The following is a 12,810-nucleotide window of genomic DNA, read 5'->3' as shown; positions in this document are numbered from 1 at the left end:
TGTGCCAGCTGACTGTGCTCTTCGTTACCGGCCTCATCGCCGGCAAGCCGGCTCCCACAAGGGATTGCTCATGCATTGAAGCCTGTGCATTACCTGTGGGAGCGGGCTGCAAAGCAGCCCCGGTGGCTTAGAAGGTTGCCTTGACCTGCAGGCCGAAGACCAGCGCGTTGTCAATATCCTTCCCGGAGAATGCCCCTGGCTCGATGATGTACTGCACATCCGGGCGCAGGTTCAGCCACGGCGTGGCCTGGTAGCCATAGCTCAGTTCGATCAGCTGCTCGGCGTTGTCGATGTTGGGGAACTGCTGCCCGGCATTGAATGCGGCGTCTTCCAGCACATCGCGGCTACGCGGGTTCGGCACGGCGCGGCCATAACCCAGGGCCACGGTATCGCGCGGGCGGCCTTCGAACGGCTTGTACAGCACAACACCGGCGCCGTACCACTTGGTGAACGGCGAGGCGGCCTCGCTCGCTGCCGAGTACTGGCCGAAGGCATGCAGGCTGCGGCCCGGCGAGCCGGCGTCGTTCCACACGGCCTGGTCGACCAGCAGGTAGTGGCCACCGCGACCAGACACTTCCTTGCTGCTGTCGACGCGCTTCACGTCGGAGCTGTCGTAGTAGTAACCCAGCTTGTACTCGCCCGGTAGTTCGCCCTGCAGCTTGTACACCAGCTCAACAGGCACAACGGTACCAGTGGTGTGCTTGGGCCCCAGGTGCCAGGCGCGGCTGGAGTTGCCGTTGCTTTCCGGGTCGACGTTGAATGCCGCCACGCGCAACTGCCAGGACGGCGACAGGTCATACTTCACGCGCACGCCGAGGTGGGCGTTGGGGTAGTTGGTCCAGCCGCTACCGCCGGACATGTTCAGCGGGTGGCCGCAGAAGCCGGCGTTCATGAAGTTGCACAGGATGCCGCTGTCGAGGCCACCGAGGTCGTTGCCCATGGCCATGTAGCCGAGTTTGACGTTGAGCGCCGGGGTGAACAGCGTGCGCTCATAGCTCAGTTCGGTCAGGCGGGTGTACAGGCCACCGTAGTTTTCCTGGATCGGCAGGCGGTTGCCGACCAGGTCTTCCGAGGCGCTGTTGCCGCGGCGGTCGTTGATGGTCAGCTGGACTTTGCCGCCGTTTTCCAGGCCGTACAGTTTCGACAGGTCAAACTGTGCGCCGAGCTTGATGTTCTGCGAGTAGCGCGCCGAGCGGTGCAGGCCGCCGTTGGCGTTGTAGGCGGTTTCGCCGCTGTAGTCGCCGGTGATTTTGACGCCGTCTTCTTCGAGCTGGTGACGCAGGCCGCCCCAGTCACCGGTCATGGTGCTGCGGTTGAGCAGGTCGGCGTCGGCCAGGGCGGTGGTGCTGGCCACGGCCAGAAGCAGGGTTGGGGTGATGCGGAATGCGGATGGCATTGCTGTGTCTCGTGTTGTTTTCGGGGGGCCATTCGCGAACAAGCCCGCTCTCACCAGGATCAGGGGAGAACCTGTGGGAGCGGGCTTGCCCGCGAATGCAGCGACGCGGTCTTACGGCAGAGCGTAAGAGATTACGTAGTCGCCACGATCAGTCGACTGGCGCGCACCGCCAGCGGTGATCACCACATATTGTTTGCCGGTCTTCGGCGAAACGTAGGTCATTGGGCCACCCTGGCTGCCTACAGGCAGGCGGGCTTTCCAGATCTCGTTACCGTTGCTGCTGTCGTAGGCGCGCAGGTAGAAGTCCTGGGTGCCGGCGATGAACACCAGGCCGCCTTGGGTCGACAGGGTGCCGCCGAGGGTCGGCAGGCCAATCTTGATCGGCAGGTGCATGCGGATGCCCAGGGGGCCGGTGTCTTCCACGGTGCCGACCGGTACCTGCCAGGCGATCTGGCGGGTCTTCATGTCGATGGCGGTCAGGGTGCCGAAAGGCGGGGCCTGACACGGGATGCCGGCAACCGACAGGAAGCGGTTCTTGTTGACTGCGTAAGGGGTGCCCTTGAGCGGTACAGCGCCCATGCCGGTGTTCAGCGCTTCACCGCCGGAGGCCGCGTCACCCTTGTTCTGCGACGGGATCATCTGGATCCACAGGCCCAGGCGCATGTCGTTGACGAAGATGAAGCCATGCACCGGGTCGGTGGAAAGGCTGCCCCAGTTCATGCCACCCAGCGAACCCGGGAAGCTCAGCGACAGGTCGGTACCCGGCGCAGTGTACAGGCCGTCGTAACGCATCTTCTTGAAGTCGATACGGCACAGCAGCTGGTCATACGGCGTGGCACCCCACATGTCCGATTCGCTCAGGGTCTGCGCGCCGATCTGCGGCATGCCTACCGACTTGGGCTGGGTCGGGGAGTACGGCTCGTTGGGGATGTTGCTTGGCTTGACCGGTACTTCGTCGACCTGGGTCAGCGGTTTGCCGGTGGCGCGGTCGAGCACGTAGATCTGCCCGGCCTTGGTACCGATCACCACTGCAGGCACGGACTTGCCGTCGTCCTTGGCGAAGTCGATCAGGCTCGGCTGCATCGGCAGGTCGAAGTCCCAGAGGTCGTTGTGCACGGTCTGGAATACCCACTTCTGGTTACCGGTGGTGGCGTCCAGGGCCAGCACGGAAGCACCGTAGGTGTGGTCCAGCTTGCTGCGTTCAACGCCATAGATGTCGGTGGACGACGAGCCCATTGGCAGGAACACGGTGTTCATTGCCGGGTCGTAGGACATCGGTGCCCAGCTGTTCGGGGTGCTGCGCACATAGGTGCTGTCACCTTCCGGCGCCTTGCGGTCTTCCGGGTTGCCCGGGTCGAAGGCCCAGCGCATTTCACCGGTGATCACGTCGAAACCACGGATCACGCCGCCAGGCATGTCGGTCTGGACATTGTCGGCGACGCGGCCGCCGACCACCACGGTGGTACCTGCCATCAACGGTGCGGAGGACAGCTGGTAGTAGGAGTCCGGCACGTTGCCCAGGCCGGCCATCAGGTTGACCTGGCCGTTGTTGCCGAAGCCCTGGCAGAACTCGCCGTTGTCGGCGTCCACGGCGATCAGGCGACCGTCAATGGTGTTGGTCAGCAGGCGACGCTGGCAGTTGGCTCCGGCCGCGACGCTGCCGCCGGTGATCGGCGAGCTGTTCGGCTGGGTCGGCTGGGCGATCGCGGCGGTGGCGTCGAAGTAGGCCATGCCACGGCAACGCTGCCAGACCTTGGACTGGGCGTTGATCGCGTTCTTCCACAGCTCCTTGCCGGTGTCGGCATCGAGGGCGATCAGGTTGTTGTGCGGGGTGCAGATGAACACCTTGTTGCCGATCTGCAGCGGGGTCAGCTGGTCCTCTGCACCGTTGCCGTCACTGATGGCGACGTCACCGGTGTGGTACGTCCAGGCCACCTTGAGCTTGTTGACGTTGTCGCGGTTGATCTGGTCCAGCGCGGCGAAGCGGCTGCCACCTTCGGTGTTGCCGTAGTGGGCCCAGTCTTTCTGCTCCTTGCCGGTTTCGACCGGGGTCATGCCCGGGCCCTTACCGGTGGGGGCAACGCTTGGGTGGGCGACGAACATGTTACCCGCGGCGATCACCAGCACCACGGCCAGCACGCCGGCGATGCCGTAGGCACCACGGCCGGCGCTGGCGCCATTGGCACGGGCGAGCATAGGGTAGACCAGCGCCACCACCATGCCGATCGCGCCGAACATGAACAGGCGCGAGAACAGTGGCCAGAACACCAGGCCAGCGTCGCTCAGCGCCCAGATCGCGGTACCGACCAGGAAGGCCGCATACAGCCAGGCGCCGGCCTGCTTGCGGCGAGCGATGAGAATACCGGCGATGGCCATGGCCAGGCCGCCGATCAGGAAGTACCAGGAGCCGCCCAGGCCGGCGAGCTTGACGCCGCCAGCAGCCAGGAGCAGGCCGAGCAGGGCGACGATAACGCCCAAGCCGACCAGGATGATTTTTGTGGCGCCAGAGGCGCGCGGTGTTTCGTTCATGCCAGGGATCTCAGCAGGTGGAATGTGCGCAGTTTAAGCCCTTAGCTTGCTAATTAACAAGTTGGTACATAATTTCATGAGGCTGATTGTCGCAGGGCTGAACTTGCGAAGATGTGGATAAAAGCTTAGATCTAGTCCTAAAAATTGCAGTAAAAATGGTATTTGGCAGGTATATGAATGCGGCGCTTTAGACTTTTGTAGTATGAAGGAAGGGCGTTTCAATCGCTCGGCCAGGGTGTTTCGCTGCCATGAAACACGGCAAGCCAAATGGTCGGTTGCCCCTGGGCAGTCCATTCCACGCGGTGACGGCAATGCGCTGGAATGTCCAGGCAGTCGCCAGGCACCAGCAAGCGGGTGTAGTCCTCGTGCTCGAGGCGCAGCCCGGCGGTGCCGGTCAACAATATGATCCATTCGCCTTCGGCCTGGTCATACCAGTAGCCCGATGGGCTGGCCTGGCCGCAGGAAACGATGCGTTCGATGCGCAGGCCAGGGCGCCGCAGCAGTTCATCGACCCGTTCGGCAGCGGCAGGGTCGCAAGGGGGCAGGGTGTTGAGCAGGTTGGTGAGGGTCATGGGCAGTTCTCGCACTGATGGAGGTGGTTCCACTATGGACCTGATCGCTCTGTTGTGCGCTTCTTGACCCGCTTCGTAGTTTGTAGGACTGTTCCGAGATTTAGAATCGGGGTATCCATGGACAAGCTCCTGGCAATGAGGATGTTCACCACCACAGTCGATGCCCAGGGCTTTTCCGCGGCAGCGCGCAGGCTCGGCGTCGCTACCTCGTCGGTGACGCGCCTGGTCGATGCGCTGGAATCGGAACTCGGCACGACCTTGCTAAACCGCTCCACGCGCCAGGTCAGCCTGACCGAGGCGGGCGCACGTTATTACGCCCGGGCCAGGGAAATCTTCGACGCGCTGGACGAGGCCGACGCGAGCGTCGCCGACCGTGGCGATGAGCCGGTCGGCGTGCTGCGCCTGTGCCTGCCAGTGGAGTTCGGCCGCCGCGTGATCGCACCGCACCTTGGGCCTTTCCTGGTCCGCCACCCGTCACTGGAGCTGGACATCGACATGAGCGACCGGCTCGATGACCTGCTCGACGGCCGCTACGATCTGTCCATTCGCCTGGGCGACCCATCACCGCACGACGAACTGGTCTGCCGGCCACTCGGCCGCTTCCAGCGCTGGCTGGTGGCAAGCCCCGACTACCTGGCCAGGCGTGACGCGCTGCGGCATCCCGAACAGTTGCTGCAGCACGCCTGCCTGCGTTTTCGCTACGGGCAGAAGGCGCGTGCCTGGCGCTTGCAGCGGGCCGATGAGGCGCTGGAACTGGACGTGAGCGGGCCGTTGCGCAGCGCCAACGCCGACCTGCTGCGCGAAGCGGCACTGGCCGGTAGCGGTATTGCCTTGCTGGCTGACTGGCTGGTGCGCGAGGATGTGGCGGCCGGGCGCCTGGTGCGGGTGTTTGCGGACTGGCAGGTCAGCCCCGGCACTGCCAACGACAGCATCAATGCCTTGTATTTGCCCAACCATCGCGGCTCTCGGCGGGTCAACGCGTTCATCGGCTTTTGCGAAGGCCTGCTCAGACCCTGATCCCTGTCGTTGCGCAAGGCGCAAAGCCCCGTTGCGCCGGAGCCGGATTCTCTCGCCGGCAAGCGCTCGGTAAGGTGCCTGGCATATTCCAACCCGATGCCGAGGTACCTCGATGAATTCCTCCCTTGCTGCTGCACCGCCAGCCCATGCCGGCCTGAGCCGGGCCCTGGTCGCGCTGCTGGCGTTCTGTTGTGGCGCGATCGTCGCCAATATTTATTACGCGCAGCCCATCGTCGGGCTGATCGCCCCGGACCTGGGCCTGACCACCGAGCGCGCCAGCCTGATCGTGTCGCTGACCCAGCTGGGCTACGCATTGGGCCTGCTGTTGCTGGTGCCACTAGCTGACCTGGTGGAAAACCGCCGGTTGATGATCGCAACCGCCGTGCTGGCCTGTGTCAGCCTGTTGCTGGCGGGGACCAGTAGTAGCGGCCAAGGGCAACTGTTCCTGGTCTATGCCTTGCTGATCGGTTTCAGTTCGGTGGCTGTGCAGATGCTCATTCCGTTGGCCGCGCATCTTGCGCCTGAGCAAGCGCGCGGTCGGGTGGTCGGCAACATCATGGGCGGTTTGCTGCTGGGCATTCTGCTGGCGCGGCCGCTGTCGAGCCTGGTCGCCGACCACTTCGGCTGGCGCACGGTGTTCCTGGGGGCAGCTGGCCTGATGTTGGCAATCATCCTGTTGCTGGCGCTGACGCTGCCGCGCCGGGTGCCTGAGCACAAGGCCAGTTATGCCGGGCTGATGGTGTCGCTGGTTGCCCTGCTGCGCCAGTACCCGGTATTGCGCCAACGCTCGCTGTACCAGGCATTGATGTTCGCGGCGTTCAGCCTGTACTGGACCGCAGTGCCGCTGGCCCTCGCCAGTGAGCACGGCCTGTCGCAAAGCCAGATCGCCTTGTTCGCCCTGGTCGGCGCGGTCGGTGCCATCGCCGCGCCCATGGCCGGCCGCCTGGCCGACGCCGGCCATGCCCGTGCCGGTTCGTTGCTGGCGCTGGTATTGGCGCCGCTGGCGCTGCTGCTGGGGCTGACGGCGCCCGGCTACAGCGTGATCGGCCTGGGGCTGACCGGGGTGCTGCTGGATTTTGCGGTACAGATGAACATGGTCATTGGCCAGCGTGAGGTCTATGCCCTGGACCCGGCCAGCCGCGGGCGGCTGAATGCGCTGTACATGACCAGCATCTTCCTGGGCGGGGCAATGGGTTCGGCGGTGGCCAGCGCGGTGTTCGCCCAGCAGGGTTGGCACGGTGTGGCGCTGGTGGGGGCGGCATTGCCGGGCATGGCCCTGGTCGTCTTCCTGCTGGTTGCGCGGCGCGCTTGAGCTGTTATCGGCCCAGCGGCAAAGCCACGCCAATCAATGCAAACAGGCTCCCGCAACAGCGATTGAAGCCTTTGCCGCCCTTGGCCAGCCAGGGCCGGATACGAAACGCCAGGCGCGCCAGCACGTATTCGACCACGCATTCCACGCTGGCAAAGGTCGCGGCCATGATCACGAACTGCAGCAATAGCCCACGCTGCGGGTCGATGAACTGCGGCAGGAAGGCACCGTAGAACAACAGCACCTTGGGGTTGGCGAAGGCAGACAGCAGGCCTTGACGGAACATCCCCAGGTTGCTCAGGCGGGCAGCGCGTTCGGTCACCTCCAGATGCAGGGCAGGGCTGCGCCAGAGCTGGATGCCCAACCACACCAGATACGCTCCCCCCACCCATTTGAGCACGGTCAGTACCGAGGCCGACGTCTGCAGCAGCGCCGTCAGCCCGAACATCGCCAGGGCAATCAGTGCACTGAAGCCGAACACCCCGCCGACGATGGTGAGCAGCGTGCGGCGCGCGCCATACAGTGCACCGTGGGTCAGCGCGAGCAGGCTGTTCGGGCCGGGGGTCAGCGACAGGCCGATGCTCGCCAGCAGGTAGATGAACCAGGTATCCAGAGCCAAGATGGGCGCCTCAGGTAGTCACGAGCAGCCAGTCTATGGGAAGGCACGGCAAGTGCAGGGTATGATCTGGACATTGAATGGTGTTTTCTGGACCTGTTTTGAATGACTCCTGATATCCGCCTGCTGATCCTGCCGTTGCCGGACTTCGCCTTGTTGCCGTTCGGTGCGTTTCTCGACAAGCTGCGCTTCAGCGCCGACGACGAGGACTACAGCCAGCAGCGCTACTGCAGCTGGGCCCTGGCCAGCCTGACCGGCGAGCCCGTGCCGTCTAGCAGTGGTGCGGTCATGCAGGTGCAGGCCATTGCCGAACAGTTGCAGTGGGTAGACTACGACTACCTAGTAGTGTTCGGCAGCCGCAATGCCGAAGCCACAGCTACGCTGGCGCCGCGTTACAAGCCCCTGCTCAAGCGTGCGGCCAGAGCGGGGGTGAAACTGGTCGCCATCGACAATGCCTCCTTTCTGCTGGCCGCCTGTGGCCTGCTGGACGGGCACAAGGTGGTGGTGCACTGGCGTCATGAGGCGGAGTTTCGGGCATCCTTCCCGCAGCTGCAGATGCTGCGCGAGCAGTTGTACTGCATCGACGGGGCGCGCATCACCTGTGCCGGCGGCACGGCAGCCCTCGACCTCGCAGTGGAACTGCTGGCGGGTGCCTGCGGGCGTGCCCGGGCGCTCAAGGGTCTGGCCGACATGCTGGTGGACGAATCGCGAGATAGCCGCCATGCCGTGCGTTCACTGGAGGCCGGCGCCGGGCAGGGGCGCCAGGTGCAGCGTGCGCTGGCGCTGATGCGCCATCACCTGGGTGCACAAGGGTCGATCGAACAGCTGGCTGCGGAGCTCGGTATCAGCCGGCGTCAGCTGGACCGCCAGTTCCAGGCCAGCCACGGCATGAGCGCCAAGGCCTGGTGGCTGGAAATGCGCCTGCAGCAGGCGCGCTGGCGATTGCTCAACTCCAGCCACAGCCTGGCGCAGATCGCCGATGAGGTCGGGCTGGGCGATGCCAGCTACCTGGGCAAGTGCGTGCGGCGGCGGTTTGGCTGCACGGCGATGGCGCTGCGCAGCTCAAACAGTCATTGCGGCGTGCCGAACAGGCCGGTCCAGTAGATGCCGGCATCGCTCTTCGGGTCTACGGCATAGGCCGCGCCCATTTCACGGAAGTCCGGGTTCATCAGGGTGGCGCAGTGGCCGGGGCTGTCGAGCCAGCCATCCACCACCTTCTGCGCGGTGTCGCGCCCGGCGGCGATATCTTCGCCGATCTGCTGGTACAGGTAGCCGGCCAGTTCCGCGCGGTCACCCGGTGTGCGCCCGTCCTTGTCGATATGGTCGAAGAAGTTCTGGTTGGCCATGGCCCGCGTATGGCTGGCTGCCACGCCCGCCAGTGCAGCGCTCCAGTTCAGCGCAGGGGCTGCAGCAAACGGCTGGCCGCCGCATTGGCGGGGGGCCTTGCGTGCGGTATTGATGGCCTGCAGCAGCTTCTGCCCCTCAGCCTGCCAGTCACCCAGACGCCCGCTGAGCAAGGGCCGGGCCAGCACGATGCGCCAGTCGCGGCCTTCCTGGCTGACGCCGATGTCGACAAACTGCGGGTCGAGCACGACCTGGCAGAAGCTCTCCTTGATAGCATTCATGGCCGCGTTCGCATCACGTGGGCCGGACAGGCTGATCGCCTGGACGTTGACCATCGGGTAGGCCGCGCGGCTCATGGCCTGCTGCAGGTCGCGGGTGCCCTCCGGCGAGAGTGCCAGGCGCGTGTCGCTGTTGAGCGGCGGCAGTTCCACCGACACCTGGTCCCCGCAGCGCTGGGCCTGGCTGCGGTAGGTATTGATCGAATCGATCAGTTGCGCTTCTTCGCCGGTGACGGCCAAGGCCCCGGTCGACAGGACCAGGCCCAGCGACAAGGCGGCAACGGATGACAGGACGCGCATGTGGATCTCCCTGTGACTGGCAGCGTCTTGGTATGCGCTGCTCATCCTACACAAGCGCAAGGCTTTTGGCCCAGTCTCGTGCAAAGCATCGATAACGCCAGCAGTGACTTGCGGGCGGCAAAAGAGGGAGTAGACCGATGAGCGCCAGAAAAGTGCAGTGGCGGATCAGCGCGCCAGTTCCTGATTCGGCTTGTAGAACAGGAAATGTCGGGTCTCGGCGGTCTTGCGATAGGCCTTGGCCCAGCTCGGGTGCACCTGGCGGTCATGGAAGTACAGCGCGCCGCCAGTGCTGTCCTTGAGTTGCTGGTTCAAGGCCTTGCGGGCGATTTCCTTGGCGATGTCGTAGCGGTCCTTTTCCTCGACCTGGTCCGGGCGGCCGTCACACCACCAGGAAAACTGGCAGGATTTGGTTTCCACGCCTTGCTTGACCACCCCGCAGATCGTGTCGGGAAAGCCGTCCTTGCCCAGGCGGTTGATCACCACGCTGGCCACCGCGCTCATGTCCTTGGCGTCGGCACCCTTGGCTTCCCAATAGATGGTGCGTGCCAGGCAGGTGATGCTGTCATCCATCGGCGCCTGGCCTGCCGGGTCCACCGCCTGTACCTCGCCAGGGGTGATGGTTTCCGCCTTTTTCGGTGGTGCTGCATCCTCCACCACCTTTTTTTCCAGGTTTTGCGCCTTGTCCTCGGCCACTGCGGCCTTGGCACTGTCGGCGGCATGCAAAGGGCCTGCGAGCAGGGCGGAGGTCAAGCCGATCAGCATCCACGAGAGGCGCATGGTCATGTTTCCGAAGTGTGGGCTGAGTCACAGTCTAGCCAAGCGCAATCACTTCAGCGTAAGCATTAGCACCAAAGGCAATGTCGCGGCGGCCAGCACGGTCTGCAGGGCGATGATGGTGGCCATCAGCGGCGCATTGCCGCCCATCTGCCGCGCCATCACGTAAGACGACGAAGCGGTTGGCAAAGCCTGGAACAGCACGGCCACAACCGCTGCCTGGCCGCTCAACCCGAGCAGGCGGCACAAGCCCCAGGTGGTCAGCGGCATGACCAGGAACTTGAAGGTCGATGCTGCCAGCAGGGGCCGCACCTGCTGGCCGAGGCTGGCACCACCCAGTGCCGCGCCCACGCACAGCAGGCCCAGGGGCAGGGCGGCCTGGCCCAGCGCCTTGACCGTAGGCTCCAGGCCGGCCGGCAGGCCCAGGTCGCTTATCCGCAGCAGCAGCCCCCCGGCGCAGCCGACGATCAGCGGGTTGGCGAAGATGGCTCGCAACACCGTTGCCGTGGAGCTGTGGCGCGCGCTGAAGCGGGCGAACACCAGCACGCAGAGCAGATTGACCAAGGGCACGATGGCGGCGTTGGCCACGGCGGCCAGGGCGATCCCGGCGCTGCCATAGATGCCGGCGGCGAGGGTGGCGCCGATGTAGTTGTTGAAGCGCACGCCGCCCTGAAACACCGAGGTGAAGTCGGCGCCATCGTGGTTCACTGCACCCTGGTAAAGCACCAGCAACACGGCGCCAAGCAAGGTGGAGAGCATCAGTACACCCACCATGCCCAGCACCGGCACGCCATCGAGATTGGCCGTGGCCAGGCCATGCAGGAACAGCGACGGCAGCAGCACGTAATAGCTCAGGCGTTCGGCGCCCGGCCAGAACGACTCGGCGAGGAAGCCGCGGATGCGCAGGAAGGTGCCCAGGGCAATCAGCAAGATGATGGGCACAAGTGTGGTCAGCAGCAGGTGAAGCATGGTGGTCGTTCCGTGGTCGGGTACGGGCACAGGTTAGCGCGGCTGACTGATTGGGAAAAACGTTGATTTCTGCACTGACTATTGAGAAAAACTGGACCTTCACGCTTCCATGGCGGTCCGCAGCACAGCAGTGAGGTGTCGACGCTGGCTCTTTTCGTGTTCCAGCAATACCACCCGCCGCACCAGTTGTGGTTCGCCAAAGGGCAGGCAGGTGGCCGGCGGCAAGCGTTGCAGGTCGTCATCGGCCATGGGAATGATCGCCACCCCCAGTCCCATCACCGCCATGCGCGCCAGGGCTTCCTGGCTGTCCAGCTCCATCTGTTCGCTGACCTGCAAATGCTGGCGGCGCAGTTCCTGCTCGATTTGCCGCCCGGCCCAGGCACGCTTGTCGAAACGCAGGAACGGTTGGCTGGCCAGCAGCTGCGGCAGGCTCTGGCCAGCCAGTTCGGGACTGGCGATGGCCCAGAAGCGGTCCTCGAACAGCGCCGTGAAAATCAGGTTTTGCGGGTAGGGGCTGACCGGCTCCGTGGTGATCGCGGCATCCAGCTCGCCATCCTCGACGCGCCGTGCAAGCTCGGCCGACATCCCTGAATTGACGCTGATGTGCAGTTCCGGGTGATGGGCCTTGATCCACACCAGGGCCTTGGGCAGGCGCCGGGCCAAGACCGTGTGGATCGCCCCCAGGCGCAACCGGCCACGCAGGCTCGAGCCGCTGGCCAGGGCATCGGCCAGTTCGTCGTAGGCGCCGAGTATCTGCTCGGCTCGCGCCACCGCCAGTTGCCCGGCTTCGGTCAGCGCCACCTGGCGACGGCTGCGGTCGAACAGCGCGACCTTGAGTTCGTCTTCGAGGGTCTTGATGTGCAGGCTCACGGCCGAAGGCGTGAGGCTGAGCAGGTCGGCGGCACGGGCGAAGGTGCCGTGGCGGGCGATGGTCACCAGGGTGCGCAGGGCTTTGAGGGACACGCGAACGGGCTCCGTGGCGGGACAAGGGAAGTGTTTCAGTCTGTGGCTGGATGGAATGCCTGGCAAGCTGCGCAGTCCCATTCGTTACGTGGGTACGAAACCCAACTGTCCCAAGCCATGGAGAAACGACATGAAAGCAGTAGTCTTCACCGCATTGCTGGCCTCGGCCGGTCTCGCCCAGGCCGCGCAGACGGTGGAACTGAAACTGGCCGGGGCGGATGGCCCGGGCAAGTCGATCGGGACGATCAGCATTGAACAGAACAAGTACGGCACCGTGCTCACCCCCGACCTCAAGGACCTGCCGCCGGGCGTACATGGTTTTCACCTGCACCAGCAGGGTTCGTGCGCAGCGGCAGAGGAAAACGGCAAGCCGGTGCCAGCTGGCGCGGCGGGTGGGCACTGGGACCCTGACGCCACCAACGCACACAAAGGCCCCTATGACGACAGTGGCCACCGTGGCGACCTGCCGGCGTTGTATGTCGGCGCCGACGGCAAGGCCACCTACCCGGTATTGGCGCCACGTCTGAAAGCTACCGATTTCAAAGGTCACGCGCTGATGGTGCATGCCGGTGGTGACAACCATAGCGACCATCCAGAGAAGTTGGGTGGTGGTGGTGCCCGCGTGGCTTGTGGGGTCGTTCAGTAATCCATTTCTTGAAGTTGTCGCGAGCCCTGTGGGAGCCGGGCTTGGGGGGGGGGGGGGGGGGGGGGGGGGGGGGGGGGGGGGGGGGGGGGGGGGGGGG

At 64.8% G+C, this 12,810-nt stretch carries 12 protein-coding genes; 4 read left to right on the top strand and 8 right to left on the bottom strand.

Going from position 1 to position 12,810, the window contains the following annotated elements:
* Window positions 1-127: 127 nt before the first annotated feature.
* From ACLEJU_RS10775 to ACLEJU_RS10765, 3 genes are all read right to left on the bottom strand, one after another.
* Window positions 128-1,396: a carbohydrate porin gene (locus tag ACLEJU_RS10775; protein WP_435422300.1), complete on the bottom strand. Its 1,269-nt coding sequence runs from the start codon at window positions 1,394-1,396 to the stop codon at window positions 128-130.
* Between the two features lie 111 nt (window positions 1,397-1,507).
* Window positions 1,508-3,925 carry a glucose/quinate/shikimate family membrane-bound PQQ-dependent dehydrogenase gene (locus ACLEJU_RS10770; RefSeq protein WP_435422301.1) on the bottom strand — a complete coding sequence of 806 codons (2,418 nt, stop codon included), beginning with the start codon at window positions 3,923-3,925 and terminating at the stop codon, window positions 1,508-1,510.
* A 218-nt stretch (window positions 3,926-4,143) separates the two neighbouring features.
* Window positions 4,144-4,497, bottom strand: a complete 354-nt coding sequence (locus ACLEJU_RS10765) for a cupin (protein ID WP_435422302.1) — start codon at window positions 4,495-4,497, stop codon at window positions 4,144-4,146.
* A 117-nt stretch (window positions 4,498-4,614) separates the two neighbouring features.
* On the opposite strand from ACLEJU_RS10765, the gene ACLEJU_RS10760 reads away from it, so the two are divergent.
* Together ACLEJU_RS10760 and ACLEJU_RS10755 are read left to right on the top strand one after the other, a co-directional pair.
* Window positions 4,615-5,514, top strand: a complete 900-nt coding sequence (locus tag ACLEJU_RS10760) for a LysR family transcriptional regulator (protein WP_435422303.1) — start codon at window positions 4,615-4,617, stop codon at window positions 5,512-5,514.
* A gap of 112 nt (window positions 5,515-5,626) precedes the next feature.
* On the top strand, window positions 5,627-6,826 hold the full coding sequence (locus tag ACLEJU_RS10755) for an MFS transporter (RefSeq protein WP_435422304.1): 1,200 nt from the start codon (window positions 5,627-5,629) through the stop codon (window positions 6,824-6,826).
* 4 nt (window positions 6,827-6,830) lie between these two features.
* Here the strand turns inward: ACLEJU_RS10755 and ACLEJU_RS10750 are convergent, their stop codons facing one another.
* Window positions 6,831-7,442, bottom strand: coding sequence for a LysE family translocator (locus ACLEJU_RS10750; protein ID WP_435422305.1), 612 nt, complete (start codon window positions 7,440-7,442; stop codon window positions 6,831-6,833).
* A 102-nt stretch (window positions 7,443-7,544) separates the two neighbouring features.
* Between ACLEJU_RS10750 and ACLEJU_RS10745 the strand changes: the two genes are divergently transcribed.
* Complete coding sequence (locus tag ACLEJU_RS10745; RefSeq protein ID WP_435422306.1) at window positions 7,545-8,543, top strand: GlxA family transcriptional regulator; 999 nt, start codon at window positions 7,545-7,547, stop codon at window positions 8,541-8,543.
* Here the strand turns inward: ACLEJU_RS10745 and ACLEJU_RS10740 are convergent.
* From ACLEJU_RS10740 to ACLEJU_RS10725, 4 genes are all read right to left on the bottom strand, one after another.
* Window positions 8,510-9,361 (bottom strand): CAP domain-containing protein, encoded by an 852-nt coding sequence (locus ACLEJU_RS10740; RefSeq protein ID WP_435422307.1) that lies wholly within the window; start codon window positions 9,359-9,361, stop codon window positions 8,510-8,512. The two genes, ACLEJU_RS10745 and ACLEJU_RS10740, sit on opposite strands and share 34 nt — an antisense overlap.
* Window positions 9,362-9,526: 165 nt before the next feature.
* Window positions 9,527-10,138 carry a cell wall hydrolase gene (locus tag ACLEJU_RS10735; RefSeq protein WP_435422308.1) on the bottom strand — a complete coding sequence of 204 codons (612 nt, stop codon included), beginning with the start codon at window positions 10,136-10,138 and terminating at the stop codon, window positions 9,527-9,529.
* A 48-nt stretch (window positions 10,139-10,186) separates the two neighbouring features.
* Window positions 10,187-11,104: an AEC family transporter gene (locus ACLEJU_RS10730; RefSeq protein WP_435422309.1), complete on the bottom strand. Its 918-nt coding sequence runs from the start codon at window positions 11,102-11,104 to the stop codon at window positions 10,187-10,189.
* A 99-nt stretch (window positions 11,105-11,203) separates the two neighbouring features.
* Window positions 11,204-12,067, bottom strand: a complete 864-nt coding sequence (locus ACLEJU_RS10725) for a LysR substrate-binding domain-containing protein (RefSeq protein WP_435422310.1) — start codon at window positions 12,065-12,067, stop codon at window positions 11,204-11,206.
* Window positions 12,068-12,197: 130 nt separating this feature from the next.
* On the opposite strand from ACLEJU_RS10725, the gene sodC reads away from it, so the two are divergent.
* Window positions 12,198-12,713 carry a superoxide dismutase family protein gene (sodC, locus tag ACLEJU_RS10720; RefSeq protein WP_110634949.1) on the top strand — a complete coding sequence of 172 codons (516 nt, stop codon included), beginning with the start codon at window positions 12,198-12,200 and terminating at the stop codon, window positions 12,711-12,713.
* The last annotated feature ends 97 nt before the right edge of the window (window positions 12,714-12,810 follow it).

This window comes from Pseudomonas sp. SMN11, from assembly GCF_052041945.1.
Taxonomy (GTDB): domain Bacteria; phylum Pseudomonadota; class Gammaproteobacteria; order Pseudomonadales; family Pseudomonadaceae; genus Aquipseudomonas.
Note: the sequence above shows the minus strand (reverse complement) of the source record. Positions and strands in the feature narration are given on the sequence as shown.